Below are 17,442 nucleotides of genomic sequence, written 5' to 3'. Positions count from 1 at the left end.
CGTCCACGGACGTCCCGGACCTGGGGGAACGCTTCCACCCGTCGGCCCGGTGACCCGGTGCGGTCGGCGTCGTCCGGTCTCGGCGGGCCGCCGCCGCCGACGACGGAGCCAGACCTAGCCGAGCGCGGCCCGGACGCGGGGAGCCACCTCGGTCCCCAGGAGCTCGATCGCCCGCAGCGACTCCTTCTGGGGAACTCCGGAGAGGTCCATCTGGAAGATCTGGCGGTCGTGCCCGAGGGCTCCGTGCAGCTCGACGATGCGGTCGGCGACCTCCTCGGGCGACCCGATGAAGTAGGCGCCGCCGCGAGAAGCCGTGGCCTCGTACGAGATCCGGTTGGGCATGGGGAAGCCGCGCTCGGCGGAGATCTTCTTCATGTTCTGCAGGTAGTACGGGTAGAAGAAGTCCCTGGCCTGCTTGCCGTCGTCGGCGAGGAAGCCCATGGTCGACACCGAGACCTCGAGCGCGGCGGCGTCGTGACCCGACTGCGCGGCGGCCCGCCGGTAGAGGTCGACGAGGGGAGCGAACTGCGCGGGCTTGCCACCGATGATCGCGTAGTTGACCGGGAGGCCGAGCACGCCCGCGCGCACGGAGGACTGCGGGTTGCCGCCCGTGGCGATCGCGATGTCGAGGTGCTCGCCACGACCGGGCTTGTCGAACGGCCGGGGGAGGATCACGGCCTCGTCGAGCGCAGGGCGGAAGCGGCCCGACCAGGTGACGGGGTTGCCTTCGTCGATCAGCCGCAGGAGGACGATCTTCTCGTCGTAGAGGGCGTCGTAGTCGTCGAGGTCGGCGCCGAAGAGCGGATAGGACTCGATGAACGAGCCGCGCCCGGCCAGGAGCTCGACGCGTCCGCCCGAGAGCTGGTCCATGGTCGCGAACTGCTGGTAGACGCGCACGGGGTCCTCGGTCGAGAGGACGGTCACGGCGCTCCCGACCGTGATGTTCTCGGTCTGCGCGAGAGCAGCGGCGATCATGGTCGCCGGGGAGGAGATGGCATAGTCCGGGCGGTGGTGCTCGCCGATGCCGGCGTAGTCGAGGCCGACCTCGTCGGCGAGGCGGATCCGCTCCAGGACGTCGCGCAGACGCTGGGAGACCGGCATCTGCTCGCCGGTGGTCGGGTCGGGGGCGTTGTCGCCGAAGGTGTAGAAGCCAAGTCGCATGTGTATGCAAACGCATGGAGCGGACCCTTATTCCCTGAAGAGATGAGCAAGGATGAGGCTGTGCTGATCTGCTGCGGACTCGTGACCCTCGACCTGACCCAGGTGGTCCGTGCGCTCCCCGGGCCGAACGAGAAGGTCGTGGCGGTCTCGCAGAGCGCGACCTTCGGAGGTCCCGCAGCCAACGCGGCAGCGACGGCCGCAGCGCTCGGCGTCCGGACCCGACTGGTGACGGCGGTGGGCTCCGGTGTGCTCGCGGACGTCGTGCGGGCGGAGGTCGCCGCTGCGGGGGTCGAGCTGGTCGAGCCCGCGAGCGAGGACCGCTCGGAGCCTGCTGCCCGACCGGACGGAGCAGATGGCCCGGCCGTGTCCACGGTGCTCGTGACGGCGGGGACCGGCGAGCGGGCCGTGGTGAGCACGAACGCGGCGAACCGGCCCGTGGCGCTGCCCGACGGGTCGCTGCTCGACCGCACGTTCGGACTCCGGCCGAAGGGGCGCGACGCGGGGGAGGTCCTGCACCAGGGGCGGGACGTGCTGCTCCTCGACGGGCACCACCCGGCGCTCGCCTCGGCCGTGGCGCGCCGAGCGCGCGAGGGCGGGTACGTCGTCGTGCTCGACGGCGGGTCGTGGAAGGACGGGACCGCAGGTCTCCTCCCGCTGTGCGACGCCGTCGTGCTCTCGGAGGACTTCCGTGTCCCGGGCGAGCCGGCCGACCGGGTGCTCGACGCGGTCGCTGCGTTCGGCCCGTCGTTCGTCGCGCGTTCGCGCGGGGCGAGGTCGCTCGAGCTGCTCGACGCGGGGGTCAGGTCCACCGTCCCGGTCCCGGTCGTCCACGAGGTCGTCGACACCCTGGGGGCGGGCGACGTGCTGCACGGCGCGTTCGCCGCCAGGATCGCCCTCGGGGAGGCGTGGACGAGCGCGCTCGAGCATGCAGCCGCGGTCGCCTCATGGTCGGTGACCTTTCCCGGCGCCAGGGGCTGGGTCGGCCGGAGCGGGACGCGACGCCGCTGACCTGTCGGCGCGCGGTTCGCCGCGGGCCTTCGGGGGCTCCGTGCCGACGGTCGGACGCCTGCTGGCGCGGTATATCGCGGGAGTGTGAACGAAGTACAACGGTTTGGACACGACGCGCTGAACGGGTTGACATGCGCTTAGTAAAGGAGGTCTACTAACAAACATGACAACGGCAGTCACGAGAAGTGCAGCAGCACGGAGGGGTCTGAGCACAGGCCTCCGACCCACCTCCAAGGTGCTCCCCGAGCACGCTCGTGCGCACAACCGGTCGTTGGTCCTCCAGCACCTGTTCCACGAGGGCCCCACCTCGCGCGCAGACCTCGCCCGCGCCACCTCGCTGACGAGGGTGACCATCTCCGACCTGGTCTCGGTGCTCATCGCCGAGGGCCTGGTCGAGGAGCTGGGCATCCGTCCCGGCCAGCGTGTGGGCAAGCCCGCGATCCTCATCGGGATGCGGACCAGCGCCTACCAGATCGTCTCGGTCGACCTGACGGACGACGCGCTCATGCGCGGTGCGGTCATGTCGCTCACGGGCGACTTCGTGGTCCGCCAGAGCCTCGCGATCGAGGGCCGTGCCGGCACCGAGCTGGTCGACCTCCTCACGCGCTTCTGCCGCGGGCTCATCGCGGTCGCGACGCGACCGGTCCTCGGCGTGGGCATCGGTTCGCCCGGTGTCGTCGACACCGCGGGCCGTGTCATCGAGGCCCCGAACCGCCGCTGGTACGACGTGCCCCTGGCCGAGCAGCTCGCGGAGAGCCTCGCACTTCCCGTCCACGTCGCGAACGACGCGAACATCGCCGCGCTCGGCGAGTTCACCTTCGGTGGCGCGGACGGCACGGGACTCATGGTCCTCACGGTCGGCGAGGGGGTCGGGGCCGGCATCATGCTCGACGGGTCCAGGGTGCGCGGCGCGGTCGACGCAGCCGGTGAGCTCGGGCACGTCACCGTCGTCGACGACGGACTGCCCTGCGCCTGCGGACGCACGGGCTGCCTCGAGACCATCCTGTCCGTGCCGGCTCTCCGCCGTGCGGTCGAAGGGCTCGACAAAGAAGCTTCCGATGCCGTCCTGGCGTCGGTCGGCAGGCTCCTGGGCATCGCCCTCGCTCCTGTTGTCTCAGCGCTCAACCTCGGCGAGATCCTCATCAGCGGTCCCGCGGACCTGCTCGACGGTCCTCTCCGTGATGCGGCGATCGACACCATCAACGCTCGGACCATGCCGGCGATCAACGCCGGTCTCGAGCTCCGGATGGCTTCGCTCGACGAGGACGTCGTCCTCGCGGGGGCAGCCGTCCTCATCCTGTCCGGCCAGCTGGGCGTCTCGTGAGCTCGGCTCACGGTCGTCGCCCGGCCGACCCGGTCCTGCAGTAATCCCAGTAGCAGTACCGCAGTACCTCCCGTATCACCTCAGGTGGTGTCATCGACGCCGCCACTTCGAATTACCGAGAGGAAGTACCCCAGTGAAGAGGAACCGCCTCGTCGCCACCACGGTGGCTTCGACGATCACCCTGGCGCTCGCGCTCACCGCGTGTGGCTCCGGCGACTCCGGCTCCGACGGCGCCTCTGGCGACGCTGCCAAGACGGGCGACATCCGCGTCTGGCTCGTCGGCACCGACACGCCCGCGGACGCTCGCGAGTACCTCAAGACGACCTTCGAGAAGGAGAACCCCGGTTCTACCCTCACGATCGAGGAGCAGTCCTGGACCGGTCTGGTCGACAAGCTCACGACCTCGCTCGCCAGCTCCGACAGCCCCGACGTCGTCGAGGTCGGTAACACGCAGGCCGCCGCCTTCACCTCGGCCGGCTTCTTCACCGACCTGACGGACAAGTACGAGGCGCTCGGCGGCGACGACCTGCTCCCCGGCTTCGTCGAGGCCGGCACGTACGACGAGAAGTTCTACGCGGCCCCGTACTACTCCGGTGCGCGTGCAGTCTTCTACTCGCAGCAGATCGTCGGCGACGGCTTCGTCGCCCCCGAGACCCTCGACGACTACGTCGCGCAGGGCAAGGCCCTCACGACCGACACGCGCTCGGGCATCTACTGGCCCGGCCAGGACTGGTACAACGGTCTCCCCTACATCTGGGAGAACGGTGGCTTCATCGCCGAGAAGAAGGGCGACAAGTGGGAGGCCGGCTTCTCCTCCGAGGGCGGCATCAAGGGCCTCGAGCAGATCCAGGACGTCATGCTGACGGCCTCGAAGGCTCCGAAGGACGGCCAGGAGACCGACCAGCAGATCCCCTTCTGCGAGGGCAACATCGGCTTCCTCTCCGCGCCGACGTGGGTTCAGTGGTCCATCAAGGCTGAGGAGACGGCCGAGGCGCCTGGCTGCGCCACGACCTACGGCTCGGACCTGCACGCCTTCGCCCTCCCGGGCAAGGAGGCCGGCACGGCCGCCCAGGTCATGGCCGGTGGCTCGAACATCGCCGTCGCGACCAAGTCCCAGAACCAGGAGCTCGCCCTCAGCGCTCTCGAGATCATGCTGAGCGACGGCTACCAGGAGATCATGGCCACCAACGGCCTGATCCCGGCCAAGGTCTCGCAGGCCAAGTTCCTGCCGGACGACGAGATCACGCAGGCGGGTGCTGCTGCCGCGGCCGCTGCCAAGCTGACCCCGGCTTCCCCGAAGTGGGCCGACGTCGAGGCCAAGCGCTACCTCCAGGACGCGTTCGTCCAGCTCGCTCAGGGTGGGGACGTCCAGGCGATCGCCACGAAGCTCGACGAGCAGATCGAGTCGACGCTCAACAGCTGATCCCAGGTGATCCTCCGTGAGGGAGGATCGCCGACCAGGTGCCGCAGGGGTGGGAGTTCCGCGGAGCTCCCACCCCTCGGCATGACTGGACACCCTCGCACCACCTGCCTCCGCACGGTCCTGCTCGAACCGTGCAAGCCCTCGACGGAGTGAGAAAATGAGCTCATCCACCCTCGAGTCGTCCCCAGCGGTCGAGCTGAAGGACACTCTCAAGCCCCCGAAGAAGCGGTCATCCAAGCTGCCCTGGCTCTTGCTGGCCCCTAGCCTCCTGGTCCTGGCCATCATGGTCGGGTACCCGTTGGTCAACCTCTTCATCATGTCGTTCCAGAAGTACGAGCGCGCCCAGCTCATGGGAGTCCCCGCCGAATGGGTGGGTTTCCAGAACTACACCGACACGCTCACCGACCCGGTCTTCTGGACGGTCCTCGCCCGCAGCTTCGCCTTCATGGTGGTCTGCGTGTTCCTCACCATGGCGATCGGCATCCTGCTCGCCCTGCTGATGATGCGCCTCAACAAGTTCTTCCGTCTGCTCGTCTCGATCGGCCTGCTGCTGGCCTGGGCCATGCCCGCCCTCGCCGCGGTGATCGTGTGGGGCTGGATCTTCGACACCCAGTACGGCGTGGTCAACAACGTGCTGACGAAGATCACGGGGGACAACTGGATGGGCCACTCGTGGCTCATCAACCCCCTGATGTTCTACATCGTGGCTGCCTTGATCATCGTCTGGCAGAGCGTGCCGTTCGTGGCGTTCACGATGTACGCCGGCCTGACCCAGGTTCCCGGTGAGGTCCTCGAGGCCGCTTCGCTCGACGGTGCGACGCCGGCCCAGCGCTTCCGACTGATCATGGTCCCCTACGTGCGCAGCATCATCGTCGTCCTCATCATCCTGTCGATCATCTGGGACCTGCGCGTCTTCACCCAGATCTTCGTGCTCCAGGGCATCGGTGGCATCGCCGAGAAGACCAACACCATCGGCGTGTACATCTACCAGATGGGCATGGCCCAGGGGCACTACGGCACCGCGAGCGCCATCGCCGTCATCCTGGTGTTCATCATGATGGGGATCTCGTACTACTACGTGCGCCAGACCGTCAAGGAGGAAGAGCTGTGAGCACCCTCAACCCGACCGTCGCGGGGACTGCCACGACGGCACCTCGGTCCTCGGGGAGCGGCCCGCGCAAGACCCGTGAGGGACAGCGCAAGAAGGTCTCGAACGTCGTCTACAGCGTGATCGCCGTGATCGTCTTCGCGGCCTCGGCGTTCCCGGTCTACTGGATGATCAACTCGTCCTTCCTGCCGACGAACATGATCCGCAGCACGGACCTGACGTTCTTCCCCGGCTCCTCGTTCACGATCGACAACTACAAGAACGCGATCTTCAACCAGGAGCGCGCGCCGTTCCTGCCCGCCCTGGGCAACTCGGTCTTGGTCACGTTCTTCGTGCTGATCGTGTCCATGGTCCTGGCGTTCCTGGCGTCGCTCGCCGTGACCCGGTTCAACTTCAAGGGCCGCAAGGCGTTCATCATCGCGATCCTCGCGGTCCAGATGATCCCGGGCGAGGCCATGATGATCTCGATCTTCCGGATCATCGACGGGTGGCAGCTCCTCAACTCGATCATCGGCCTGGGCATCGTCTACCTGTCGGGCGTCCTGCCCTTCACGATCTGGACGCTGCGCGGGTTCGTCGCCGGGGTCCCGGCCGAGCTCGAGGAGGCAGCCATGATCGACGGCTGCTCGCGCGCCAAGGCCTTCTGGCGGATCACGTTCCCGCTGCTGGCACCGGGCCTCGTGGCGACCGGCGTCTTCGCGTTCATCCAGGCCTGGAACGAGTTCGTGATGGCGCTGATCATCATGACCCGTCCGGAGTCCATGACGTTGCCGCTCTGGCTGCGCACGTTCCAGCAGGCCACGCAGGCCACCAACTGGGGCGGCCTGATGGCTGGCTCGGTGCTGATCGCGATCCCGGTCGTCATCTTCTTCCTCATCGTCCAGGGGCGGATGACCGGCGGTCTCGTCTCAGGTGCGGTGAAGGGCTGACGTGAGCGAGGTGAGCACGGCTGCCTCGTCGCTCGGCGAGGCAGCCGCACTGCCGGGCGGCCATTCGGTCGGGCTGGACGTCGGCGGGACCAAGGTCCTGGGCGTGCTGCTCGGACCGGACGGAGCGATCGAGGGGTCGGTCAAGCTGCCGACCGTCCGCGGCCCGCAGGGCGTGGTCTCGAGCGCGGCCCAGGCCGTCAGGTCCTTGACGGACGCGGCGGGCCTCGCGCCCGCCGCGCTCGCGGGCCTCGGCCTGGGCGTGCCCGGGCTGGTCGACCCGCAGAGCGGATCGGTGATGCACGCGGTGAACCTCGGGATCGAGGGCGAGCCGTTCGGGCTGGCCCGCGAGCTCTCGGCGCTCTTCGGCGGGATCCCGGTGGACGTGGACAACGACCTGAACGTCGCCGCGCTGGGTGCCTCGCACGCCATGGGCCCCGAAGGTCAGGACCTGGCGTTCCTCGCGCTGGGGACGGGGCTCGCGGCAGGCATCGTCCTGGGGGGTGAGCTCCGACGAGGCGTGAGCGGGGCTGCTGGTGAGATCGGACACATCCCGATCAATCCAGAGGGTCCCCTGTGCGCGTGCGGTCAGCGGGGCTGCGTCGAGACCTATGCTTCGGGGACCGCGCTCAGTGCGCGGTGGCCCTCGAGGTTCGGTCGCCCGGCCCCCGCGGAGCTCTTCGAGGCGGCAGCGGCCGGAGACTCGGAAGCGCTGAGGATCAGGGACGAGTTCGCCGCAGCGGTGGCGAGCGCGATCCGCATCCTCGAGCTGACGGTCGACGTCCGGCACGTCGTCCTCGGGGGAGGGGTCACCGGTCTCGGCCAGCCTCTCCTCGACGTGGTGCGCAGCGCGCTCGTCGCGCAGTCGAGCACGTCGCCGTTCTTGTCCTCCCTGGAGCTCGAGAAGCGTGTCTCTCTGGCTCCGAGTGATGTGCCCGTTGCCGCGGTGGGAGCAGCCATCGCCGGCCGTAGGAAGGTGTCCTGATGGAAGTTGTCATTGCCCCCGCCGATCAGCTCGCGGTGCTCGCCGCAGAAGCGATCGACAAGCTGGTCCGCGCGACCCCGACCGCGGTCGTCGGCCTGGCCACCGGCTCGAGCCCGCTGAAGGTCTACGACGAGCTGGTCCGGCGCCACACCGAGGAAGGTCTCTCGTTCGCGCAGGCCAGGGCCTTCATGCTCGACGAGTACGTCGGCATCGCGGAGGACCACCCGGAGCGCTATCGCAACGTCATCGAGAAGGAGATCGCCTCGCGCGTCGACTTCGCCCCCGGTGCGGTGCAGGGGCCCGACGGCAACGCCGAGGACCTGGTCGCCGCGTGCGCCGACTACGAGCGCAAGATCGTCGACGCCGGTGGCGTCGACCTGCAGATCCTCGGGATCGGCACCGACGGGCACATCGCGTTCAACGAGCCCGGCTCGTCGCTCGCCTCGCGGACGCGCATCAAGACGCTGACCGCACAGACCCGTGAGGACAACGCCCGCTTCTTCGGCGACGACCTCGCCCAGGTGCCTCAGCACTGCCTCACGCAGGGGCTGGCGACCATCATGTCTGCCAAGCACCTCGTGCTCCTCGCCTCGGGCAAGGGCAAGGCCGAGGCGGTCCACCAGCTCGTCGAGGGCCCCGTGTCGGCGATGTGGCCCGCGACGATCATGCAGATGCACCCGCACGCGACGGTCCTCGTGGACGACGCCGCGGCCTCGCGCCTGCAGCTCGGCGACTACTACCGCCAGACGTTCCTCTCGAAGCCGGAGTGGCAGGGGCTCTGACCCCAGCTCTCCGACGCCGCCCCTTCAGGGCGGGCCGCTGGACAACCCGCCGACCCTGGTCACGCCCCTGACCTGGGTCGGCGGGTCTCTTCTTCCCCGACGTAGACTCGAGACCATGATCGAACCCTTGACCATCCCCACCAGCGGACCCGGCGCAGGCAGCCCGTCCGGACCGGAACCGCTCGTTCCGGACAGTGACCCGAGCGGCGGGACGTCGACGAGCGTCCTCGAGCGCACGGAGACCACGGCCGAGGTCGAGCCGGGAGATCACGAGCGTTTTGCGCACTACGTGCGCAAGGAGAAGATCATGCAGTCGGCGTTGTCCGGCAAGCCCGTGATCGCACTGTGCGGCAAGGTCTGGGTCCCGGGTCGAGACCCCAAGAAGTTCCCGGTCTGCCCCACGTGCAAGGAGATCTACGACGGCCTTCGCGCCCCGCAGGACGGCGAGGGTGATTCCGGCAAGTGAGTGGACAGCCTCTCTCGAACTCGTCCGCTCGCCCGTCCTCGAACCTTCCCCCCTCAGCGCCCCTGGGGGCCTCGTCGGCCGCTGCCTCGCACCTGTCGCCCGCCTTCCCTCGTCGTGCTCCCTGGGGCACCGCCTCCAAGCTGCGCGCGTGGCAGGCGGAGGCGCTCGAGACCTACCGTGCGCGCGCGCCGCGTGACTTCCTCGCGGTCGCGACCCCCGGCGCGGGCAAGACGACGTTCGCGCTGCGCGTCGCGACCGAGCTCCTCGAGCAGGGGGTCGTCCGGCGCGTGACGGTCGTCGCGCCCACCGAGCACCTCAAGCACCAGTGGGCCGACGCGGCCGCGCGTGTCGGGATCCGCATCGACCCGAACTTCCGCAACAGCCAGGGCCGCCACGGCGCGGGCTACGACGGGGTCGCCCTGACGTACGCCCAGGTGGCCGCCAAGCCGGCGCTCCACACGGCGCGCACCGAGGCCGAGCGGACCCTCGTCATCCTGGACGAGGTCCATCACGGCGGCGACGCGCTGTCGTGGGGAGAGGCGGTCCGGGACGCCTTCGAGCCGGCCACCAGGCGCCTGGCGCTGACCGGAACGCCCTTCCGCTCGGACACCGCTGCGATCCCGTTCGTCACGTACGAGCGGGGGCCGGACGGGATCCGGCGTTCGTCGGCCGACTACACCTACGGCTACGGCGACGCGCTGCGCGACCACGTCGTGCGGCCCGTGATCTTCCTGTCCTACTCGGGGCAGATGCGGTGGCGGACCAAGTCGGGCGACGAGGTCAGCGCGCGTCTGGGCGAGGCGCTGACCAAGGACATGACGGGCCAGGCGTGGCGGACCGCGCTGGACCCGGAGGGTGAGTGGATCCCCTCGGTCCTGGCAGCGGCGGACAAGCGCCTGACCGAGGTCCGTCGGGCGATCCCCGACGCGGGCGGCCTGGTCATCGCGACCGACCAGACCGACGCCCGCGCCTACGCCGGGCACCTGGCGCGCATCACGGGGAAGTCGCCCACGGTCGTGCTGTCCGACGACGAGGGTGCGAGCGGGCGGATCGACGAGTTCTCCGACGGTGACGCCCGGTGGATGGTGGCGGTCCGCATGGTCTCCGAGGGCGTCGACGTGCCGCGGCTCGCGGTGGGCGTGTACGCGACGTCGACCGCGACGCCGTTGTTCTTCGCCCAGGCTGTGGGGCGGTTCGTGCGTGCTCGACGCCGCGGCGAGACGGCGTCGGTCTTCCTCCCCAGCGTGCCGCACCTCCTGGCGCTCGCCAACGGCCTCGAGCTCGAGCGGGACCACGCGCTCGACCGCCCGCTCACGGCCGAGGAGCAGGGGGACATGTACAACCCCGAGGACGCGCTCATGGCGGCGGCGAACCGGGAGGACAAGGCGTCCGACGACCTCGCGGACGGCATGCAGGGCTCGTTCCAGGCCCTCGAGGCGCAGGCCTCGTTCGACCGCGTGCTGTTCGACGGCGGAGAGTTCGGGACCGAGGCCGACGTCGGGTCGGACGAGGAGCAGGACTTCCTGGGGCTGCCCGGCCTGCTGGACGCGGACCAGGTCACGAGCCTGCTGCGTCAGCGCCAGGCCGACCAGATGACGGCTCGCTCCAAGAAGGCCAAGAGCTCGGAGGCCGAGCGCAGCGAGCTCGAGCACCGGCGCGCCGCCGAGCTGCGCAAGGAGCTGTCCCAGCTCGTCGGCGCCTGGGCGCGCCGGAGCGGGCAGCCGCACGGCACGGTCCACACCGAGCTGCGTCGGCGGTGCGGGGGGCCGGAGGTCCCGCTCGCGACGGTCGCCCAGCTCGACGCGCGCGTGGCGGTGCTCCGCGGCTGGTTCGTGGGCAAGAAGTAGCGACCGTCGTCGCGGGAGCACGTGCTCCGTGACCGCAGAGGGCCCGCATGCTCGGCGAGCGTGCGGGCCCTCCGGCATCGAGACGTCAGGTCGTGGTTGACCGTCCGGCCCGCAGAGAGAGAGCCCGTTCACCCGTCGGGAGCGACCGGGAGCCGGGGCACACCGGCAAGCCCGGAGCGCCGCCGCCGTCAGGACCTGACGCGCGCTCAGTCGAGCCGGCGGACGACGGTCGGCAGCGCAGGGTCGCCCGCGGACAGTCGCCGGGCGCCGCGGGGGAGCTCGGCTCGTGCCTCGGCATGGCGTCTCGCCGCGTTGTGCACCCCGTACGCGCCGATCCAGCGGGAGTCGACGGCGCCGTCCACGACGAGCGGGACGTGCAGGGGACGCAGGTCCTCGTCGTCGGCAGGTTCCCAAGCGGTCACGGCCTCGTCGGGTCCGGTGACGAGGACCTCGGCGACGGCTCGCCCGTCGTCGCCGAACTGGCGGGCGGCGGACTTGCGCCCGCCCGTGCTGGTCTTGGCGGTCGACGCCTTGGCGACGGGCTGCAGGATCCCGTCGGCGTCGGCGCGCGACACGAGCTTGTAGACCATGCCGCAGGTCGGGGCGCCCGAGCCCGTCACGAGCGAGGTGCCCACGCCGTAGGCGTCGACGGGCGCCGCCGCGAGCGCCGCGATCGCGTACTCGTCGAGGTCGGAGGTCACGGTGATCCGGGTGTCCCGGGCGCCCAGGCCGTCGAGCTGCTTGCGGACCTCGACCGCCTGGATGCCGAGGTCACCGGAGTCGAGTCGTACGGCCCCGAGCCCGGTCCCGGCCGCCGCGATCGCGTTCTTGACGCCCTGGCGGACGTCGTAGGTGTCGACGAGGAGGGTGGTGCCCGTCCCCAGGGAGGCGACCTGGGCCGCGAAGGCCGAGGGCTCGTCGTCGTGCAGGAGCGTGAACGCGTGCGCGGCGGTGCCGATCGTCTCGATCCCGTACCGGCGCCCGGCCTCGAGGTTGGACGTGCCCGCGAACCCCGCGACGGCCGCGGCGCGGGCCGCCGCGACGGCGGCGTGCTCGTTCGCGCGACGCGAGCCCATCTCGAGGCACGGGCGTTCGACGGCGGCGCTCGTCATGCGCGAGGCGGCCGAGGCGACCGCGGAGTCGTAGTTGAGGATCGAGAGCACGAGCGTCTCGAGCAGCACGGCCTCAGCGAACGTGCCCTCGACGACCATGACGGGGGACTGCGGGAAGAACACGTCGCCCTCCGCATACCCCGTGATCGAGCCCGTGAACCGGTAGCCGGCGAGGTAGTCGAGGGTGCGGTCGTCGACCACGTCCGCCTGGCGGAGCCAGTCGAGCTCGAGGTCGGTGAACCGGAACGTCGCGAGCGACTCGAGGACGCGGCCGGTCCCGGCGAGCACGCCGTAGCGGCGGCCCGCGGGCAGGCGTCGCGTGAAGACCTCGAAGAGGCAGTGCCGCTCGGCGGTGCCGTCGGCGAGCGCGGCCTGGAGCATGGTGAGCTCGTAGCGGTCGGTCAGCAGCGAGGACTGGGCGGAGGGTGCGAACGGGGCATGGTGAGCGGCCGGGGCGCCGGTGCCCGGGCGGTCTGCGGGACTCATGTGCCCAACCTAGGGCAGAAGCGGCCCGAGGGGCGTGCGCGCCTGCTCCCACGGACGCGCGCCCGGTCCACAGCGTCGCCGTGCACCCCGCGTTCAGCCCTCCCACCTGCGCATGGACGGCGCGCGGTGCGAGGTGGGGTACCGCATAGAGTGGGGTCGTGACTGGAACGGCGACAGCGGGGCCTCGCCTCGACGAGGAGATCGACACGCGGGAGGGGCTCTCCCTCGCCGACACCTGGGTGACCCTCGTGTGGAACGACCCGGTGAATCTCATGAGCTACGTCAGCTACGTGTTCGAGAGCTACTTCGGTTACAGCCAGCAGAAGGCCAAGACGCTCATGCTCCAGGTGCACCACGAGGGTCGGGCGGTGGTCTCGTCCGGCGGGCGGGAGAAGGTCGAGGTGGACGTGCAGGCGATGCACGAGTTCGGGCTGTGGGCCACGATGCAGCGGAGCGGGGAGTAGTGCGCCCGTTCCGTCGGGCACGCCGCGGCTACGTCGCGGAGCTGAGCGCCGCCGAGCGGCTTGTCCTCGCGCACGTCGTGGGTGACGTCGTCGAGCTGTTGCAGGAGCAGGCGGGCCCCGGGAGCGAGGAGGCCGCGCCGCCGTCGGAGGCGGCGACCATCGAGGGCGTCGCGCCGCTCACCGCGCCCCCCGAGGAGGTGCGCGCGCCCACGGATCCCGCGGTCCGCCGTCTGCTCCCTGACGCGGCGCCCGAGGACGCGGGGGTCTCGGCCGAGTTCCGGCGGTTCACCCAGGGCGACCTGGCCGCCGAGAAGTCGCAGCGGCTGCTGCTGCTCGCGGACCTCCTGCTCGCGGGAGACCCGCAGGACGCGGAGGTGCTCACGCCCCTGGTCGTCCGGCCCGACGACGCACGTCGCGTCGCGGGGGCCCTCACCGACGTCCGGGTCGTCCTGGCGGAGCGCCTCGACCTGCGCACCGACGACCAGGTGGAGGACCTGCACGACGAGGTCCTCGCGCGCGAGGCCGCCGACGTCGAGGAGGACGAGGGCGCTCCTGACGCCGCCCGGCGGTTCCTCGCGAGCGTGTTCCTCATGTCCGGCTGGCTCCAGGAGTCGCTGGTGGACCTGATGCTGGCCGAGGTCCGCCGCTCGCCCCGCTGAGCCGAACGCGCCATGTAGCACGCTTGTAAGTCACTCGCCACATTTCTGTCAAGATGCGCAGAGGGTGAAGTGGTGCCAGGATTGTCCTTGTTGAACCGGGACGTCCGCGTCCCGGCCGAGAGAAAGAGGGACAACATGCCTACGTGGCTCATCATCCTGCTCGTCGGAGTCGTGCTGCTCGTGTTCGGCGTGGCCGTCGAAGCAGCGAAGTTCCTGATCTGGCTCGGCATCATCGTGCTCGTCGTCAGCCTCGTCGTGGGGCTGGTCGGACGGGGCAAGGCGAAGGTCTAGGCATCCCGGGCCGCCGTCCTGACAGGCGGGCCCGGGGCCAGGACCGGAGGGCGTCGCACGCACGTGCGGCGCCCTTCGTCGTGCCTCGTGGTCGCCTGTGTTCGGTGACACAGAGGGCGCCGGGGCGCCGGGACCACCGAACCGGCGTGGGCGGCACTAGGCTCGACCCCGTGAACGACGCACCCATCGGCATCTTCGACTCGGGAGTCGGGGGACTCACCGTCGCCCGCTCGATCCTCGACCAGCTGCCGAACGAGTCGCTGCTGTACATCGGGGACACCGCGAACAGCCCGTACGGGCCCAAGCCGCTCGCCGCGGTGCGCGCCATGGCGCTCTCGATCATGGACCAGCTGGTCGACGAGGGCGTCAAGATGCTCGTCATCGCGTGCAACACGGCGTCGTCCGCGGTGCTGCGCGACGCCCGCGAGCGCTACACCGCGCGCTACGGGATGCCCGTCATCGAGGTCATCCTGCCGGCGGCACGCCGCGCGGTCGCAGCGACCCGCACGGGGAACATCGGCGTGATCGGGACGCGGGGGACCATCGAGTCGCGCGCCTACGACGACGCGTTCGCCGTGGCCCCGGGCCTGCGGCTCACGTCCCAGGCGTGCCCGGAGTTCGTCCGCCTCGTCGAGGCCGGGGTGACCTCGGGCCCCGAGGTCCTGGAGATCGCGCACGAGTACCTCGCCCCGGTCCGCGCTGCCGGGGTCGACACCCTGGTGCTGGGCTGCACGCACTACCCGCTGCTCGCGGGCGCCATCTCGTACGTCATGGGCGACGAGGTCACGCTGGTCTCGAGCGCCGAGGAGACCGCGAAGGACGTCTACCGCACGCTCGTCGCGCACGGCCTGGAGCGTTCGCGCGAGGCGGGCGCCCCGCGCCACCGCTTCCGTGCGACGGGCAGCGCCGAGCCGTTCGACCAGCTCGCGCGTCGCTTCCTCGGGCCTGAGGTCTCGCTGGTGGAGGCCGTCTGATGCGGCTGGTCGTCGTCGGCTGCTCCGGCTCGTTCGCCGGCCCCGACTCTCCCGCGTCCTCGTACCTGGTCCAGGTGCCCGGCACCGACTCACCGGACGGGCGGGAGTGGAACCTCCTGCTCGACATGGGCAACGGTGCGCTCGGCGCGCTCCAGGGCATCCTCGACCCGCGCCGGCTCGACGCGATCGGCCTGTCCCACCTGCACCCCGACCACTTCGTCGACGTGTGCGGTCTGTACGTGTACCTCAAGTACCACCCGGACCGGCTCGCCGCGGCGGCGGGTACGGCCGCGGTGGCGCAGGCGGCGACCGACGGGTCCGTCGTGCAGGACGCCGCGGCCACCCTGCCGGTCTGGGGTCCCTCGAACACGGCCGAGAGGATCGGGGCGACCTACGGTCTGGAGGCGGGGGAGTCGCTCGGGTCCCAGTTCGACTTCCGGGCGTGGGTCCCCGGGCAGGTGGTCACGGTCGGTCCGCTCGAGATCGAGCCGTTCCGCGTCTATCACCCGGTCGAGGCCTACGGCGTGCGGGTGACCGGGCCCTCGAGCCTGGTCCCCGGAGAGCGGGTCACGCTCGCGTACACGGGGGACACGGACTTCTGCGACGGCGTGGTCGAGCTGGCCCGGGACGCCGACCTGCTCCTGGCGGAGGCCGCCTTCCACGAGGGGCGCGACGACGCGGTCGACCGCGGCATCCACCTCACGGGCAGGCGGGCGGGCGAGGTCGCCACGGCGGCGGGCGCCAAGCGCCTGGTCCTCACGCACCTGCCCGCGTGGAACGACAAGCAGGCCGCCCGCGACGAGGCCACCGCGGTCTACGACGGTCCGGTGGACCTGGCCGCGACGGGCCGGGTCTTCACGCTCTGAGCCCGGATAGGCTGGCTCCATGACTTCAGCCTCCACCTCCCAGACCGTCCGCGCGGACGGCCGCGCGCCCGACGAGCTCCGCCCCGTCACGATCACCCGGAACTGGCTCGACGCCGCGGAGGGCAGCGTGCTCGTCGAGTTCGGCCGCACGCGGGTGCTGTGCGCGGCCTCGTTCACCGAGGGCGTGCCGCGCTGGCGCAAGGGCTCGGGCCAGGGCTGGGTCACGGCCGAGTACTCGATGCTCCCGCGCGCGACCAGCACCCGCAGCGACCGCGAGTCGGTCAAGGGCCGCATCGGCGGGCGCACGCACGAGATCTCGCGCCTCATCGGCCGTTCGCTGCGCGCCGTGATCGACGTCTCGGCGCTCGGCGAGAACACGATCGTGCTCGACTGCGACGTCCTGCAGGCCGACGGCGGCACGCGCACCGCGGCGATCACGGGCGCGTACGTCGCGCTCGCCGACGCCGTGACCTGGGGCAAGAAGCACGGCGCGATCAAGGGCGGCAAGAAGGTCCTCACGGACTCGGTGTCGGCCGTGAGCGTCGGCATCATCGACGGCACGCCCATGCTGGACCTGCCCTACGTCGAGGACGTGCGCGCGGACACCGACATGAACGTGGTGGTCACGGGCTCGGGCGACTTCGTCGAGGTGCAGGGCACGGCCGAGCACGCGCCGTTCAACCGCACCGAGCTCGACGTCCTGCTGGACCTCGCGCTCCACGGGACGTCCGAGCTCGCGATCATCCAGCAGCTCGCGCTCGACGAGGCGTCGCGGTGAGCGCTGCGTCCGGCGTGAGCGTCCCGGCCGGCGCACGGCTCGTGCTCGCGACCCACAACGTGGGCAAGCTCGCCGAGCTGCGGGCCATCCTCGCGGCCCAGCCGGGCCTCGACCTGCCGCCCGAGGCCGTGGTCTCGGCGCGTGAGGTCGGTGCGCCCGAGCCCGTCGAGGACGGCGTGACGTTCGCGGAGAACGCGCTCATCAAGGCGCGCGCTCTCGCTGCGGCGACCGGCCTGCCCGCCGTGGCCGACGACTCGGGGCTCGCGGTCGACGTCCTGGGCGGTGCGCCGGGGATCTTCTCGGCGCGCTGGTCCGGTCGCCACGGCGACGACCAGGCGAACCTCGACCTTCTCCTCGCCCAGCTGGGCGACGTTCCCGCCGGGCACCGGGCAGCGGGCTTCGTGTGCGCAGCCGCGCTCGTGACGCCCGACGGGGGCGAGTGGGTGCGCACGGGCGAGATGCGCGGCACGCTCCTGACCGCCCCGCGCGGCGAGGGCGGGTTCGGGTACGACCCGATCCTCCTGCCCGACGGCGAGACCCGCTCTGCCGCCGAGCTGTCGGCCGCGGAGAAGAACGCGATCAGCCACCGGGGCAAGGCGTTCCGCGCTCTCGCGCCCCAGGTCGTCGCGGTGCTCACCGGGACGACGGTCGACGAGGTCCAGGTCCAGCCGCTCGCCTGAGCGGTGTCCGGCCGTGGCCCGCCTGATCGCAGGCGGGGGCCCGGTGCCAGGCCACCAGACGTGTCGGCCGAGAACGTCCGAGCGAGCGTGACCCCACCCGGG

At 70.9% G+C, this 17,442-nt stretch carries 18 protein-coding genes; 16 read left to right on the top strand and 2 right to left on the bottom strand.

The genetic code is table 11. The features are described from left to right. Window positions 1-114 precede the first annotated feature (114 nt). On the bottom strand, window positions 115-1,161 hold the full coding sequence (locus tag ACFWFR_RS09105; RefSeq protein WP_377622537.1) for an LLM class flavin-dependent oxidoreductase: 1,047 nt from the start codon (window positions 1,159-1,161) through the stop codon (window positions 115-117). Between the two features lie 42 nt (window positions 1,162-1,203). Between ACFWFR_RS09105 and ACFWFR_RS09100 the strand changes: the two genes are divergently transcribed. The 9 genes from ACFWFR_RS09100 to ACFWFR_RS09060 all read left to right on the top strand — a co-directional run bounded on the left by ACFWFR_RS09100 (window position 1,204) and on the right by ACFWFR_RS09060 (window position 11,030). Beyond that, entirely contained in the window at window positions 1,204-2,169 is a 966-nt protein-coding gene (locus tag ACFWFR_RS09100) for a PfkB family carbohydrate kinase (protein WP_377622536.1), read from the top strand. A gap of 163 nt (window positions 2,170-2,332) precedes the next feature. Further along, a complete protein-coding gene (locus tag ACFWFR_RS09095) occupies window positions 2,333-3,493 on the top strand; it encodes an ROK family transcriptional regulator (RefSeq protein ID WP_056650467.1) in 1,161 nt (386 codons plus the stop codon). Window positions 3,494-3,626: 133 nt separating this feature from the next. Continuing rightward, window positions 3,627-4,916 (top strand): extracellular solute-binding protein, encoded by a 1,290-nt coding sequence (locus ACFWFR_RS09090; RefSeq protein ID WP_191803603.1) that lies wholly within the window; start codon window positions 3,627-3,629, stop codon window positions 4,914-4,916. 157 nt (window positions 4,917-5,073) lie between these two features. Then, window positions 5,074-6,027 carry a carbohydrate ABC transporter permease gene (locus ACFWFR_RS09085; protein WP_056650470.1) on the top strand — a complete coding sequence of 318 codons (954 nt, stop codon included), beginning with the start codon at window positions 5,074-5,076 and terminating at the stop codon, window positions 6,025-6,027. Beyond that, window positions 6,024-6,953 carry a carbohydrate ABC transporter permease gene (locus ACFWFR_RS09080; RefSeq protein ID WP_377622534.1) on the top strand — a complete coding sequence of 310 codons (930 nt, stop codon included), beginning with the start codon at window positions 6,024-6,026 and terminating at the stop codon, window positions 6,951-6,953. The genes ACFWFR_RS09085 and ACFWFR_RS09080 overlap by 4 nt, the downstream gene beginning before the upstream one ends. Window position 6,954: 1 nt before the next feature. After that, on the top strand, window positions 6,955-7,935 hold the full coding sequence (locus tag ACFWFR_RS09075) for an ROK family protein (protein ID WP_318244522.1): 981 nt from the start codon (window positions 6,955-6,957) through the stop codon (window positions 7,933-7,935). Further along, a complete protein-coding gene (gene nagB / locus ACFWFR_RS09070; RefSeq protein WP_191803601.1) occupies window positions 7,935-8,717 on the top strand; it encodes a glucosamine-6-phosphate deaminase in 783 nt (260 codons plus the stop codon). The genes ACFWFR_RS09075 and nagB overlap by 1 nt, the downstream gene beginning before the upstream one ends. Window positions 8,718-8,832: 115 nt before the next feature. Beyond that, the gene (locus ACFWFR_RS09065; RefSeq protein WP_191803599.1) at window positions 8,833-9,183 is read left to right on the top strand and encodes a DUF3039 domain-containing protein; all 351 of its coding nucleotides are present in this window, start codon (window positions 8,833-8,835) and stop codon (window positions 9,181-9,183) included. A 62-nt stretch (window positions 9,184-9,245) separates the two neighbouring features. Beyond that, window positions 9,246-11,030, top strand: coding sequence for a DEAD/DEAH box helicase (locus ACFWFR_RS09060; protein WP_377622541.1), 1,785 nt, complete (start codon window positions 9,246-9,248; stop codon window positions 11,028-11,030). A gap of 206 nt (window positions 11,031-11,236) precedes the next feature. Here the strand turns inward: ACFWFR_RS09060 and ACFWFR_RS09055 are convergent, their stop codons facing one another. Then, the gene (locus ACFWFR_RS09055) at window positions 11,237-12,628 is read right to left on the bottom strand and encodes a nicotinate phosphoribosyltransferase (protein ID WP_191803595.1); all 1,392 of its coding nucleotides are present in this window, start codon (window positions 12,626-12,628) and stop codon (window positions 11,237-11,239) included. A 200-nt stretch (window positions 12,629-12,828) separates the two neighbouring features. Here ACFWFR_RS09055 and clpS point away from each other — a divergent pair, with 200 nt between their 5' ends. From clpS to rdgB, 7 genes are all read left to right on the top strand, one after another. Beyond that, the gene (clpS, locus tag ACFWFR_RS09050; protein ID WP_056651395.1) at window positions 12,829-13,092 is read left to right on the top strand and encodes an ATP-dependent Clp protease adapter ClpS; all 264 of its coding nucleotides are present in this window, start codon (window positions 12,829-12,831) and stop codon (window positions 13,090-13,092) included. Next, window positions 13,092-13,751, top strand: a complete 660-nt coding sequence (locus tag ACFWFR_RS09045; protein ID WP_191803593.1) for a DUF2017 family protein — start codon at window positions 13,092-13,094, stop codon at window positions 13,749-13,751. Before clpS ends, ACFWFR_RS09045 begins: the two co-directional genes overlap by 1 nt. Window positions 13,752-13,886: 135 nt before the next feature. Continuing rightward, window positions 13,887-14,042, top strand: coding sequence for a hypothetical protein (locus tag ACFWFR_RS09040; protein WP_191803591.1), 156 nt, complete (start codon window positions 13,887-13,889; stop codon window positions 14,040-14,042). 170 nt (window positions 14,043-14,212) lie between these two features. Further along, window positions 14,213-15,016 carry a glutamate racemase gene (gene murI, locus ACFWFR_RS09035; protein ID WP_056650490.1) on the top strand — a complete coding sequence of 268 codons (804 nt, stop codon included), beginning with the start codon at window positions 14,213-14,215 and terminating at the stop codon, window positions 15,014-15,016. After that, complete coding sequence (locus ACFWFR_RS09030) at window positions 15,016-15,882, top strand: MBL fold metallo-hydrolase (protein ID WP_377622532.1); 867 nt, start codon at window positions 15,016-15,018, stop codon at window positions 15,880-15,882. The genes murI and ACFWFR_RS09030 overlap by 1 nt, the downstream gene beginning before the upstream one ends. Before the next feature lie 19 nt (window positions 15,883-15,901). Beyond that, window positions 15,902-16,660: a ribonuclease PH gene (gene rph, locus ACFWFR_RS09025; RefSeq protein WP_056650494.1), complete on the top strand. Its 759-nt coding sequence runs from the start codon at window positions 15,902-15,904 to the stop codon at window positions 16,658-16,660. Window positions 16,661-16,674: 14 nt separating this feature from the next. Then, entirely contained in the window at window positions 16,675-17,340 is a 666-nt protein-coding gene (gene rdgB, locus ACFWFR_RS09020; RefSeq protein ID WP_377622539.1) for an RdgB/HAM1 family non-canonical purine NTP pyrophosphatase, read from the top strand. Window positions 17,341-17,442 lie beyond the last annotated feature (102 nt).

It is taken from the genome of Oerskovia sp. NPDC060287 (assembly GCF_042726775.1).
GTDB lineage: Bacteria > Actinomycetota > Actinomycetes > Actinomycetales > Cellulomonadaceae > Oerskovia > Oerskovia merdavium.
This window is presented reverse-complemented; position numbering and strand designations above follow the sequence as displayed.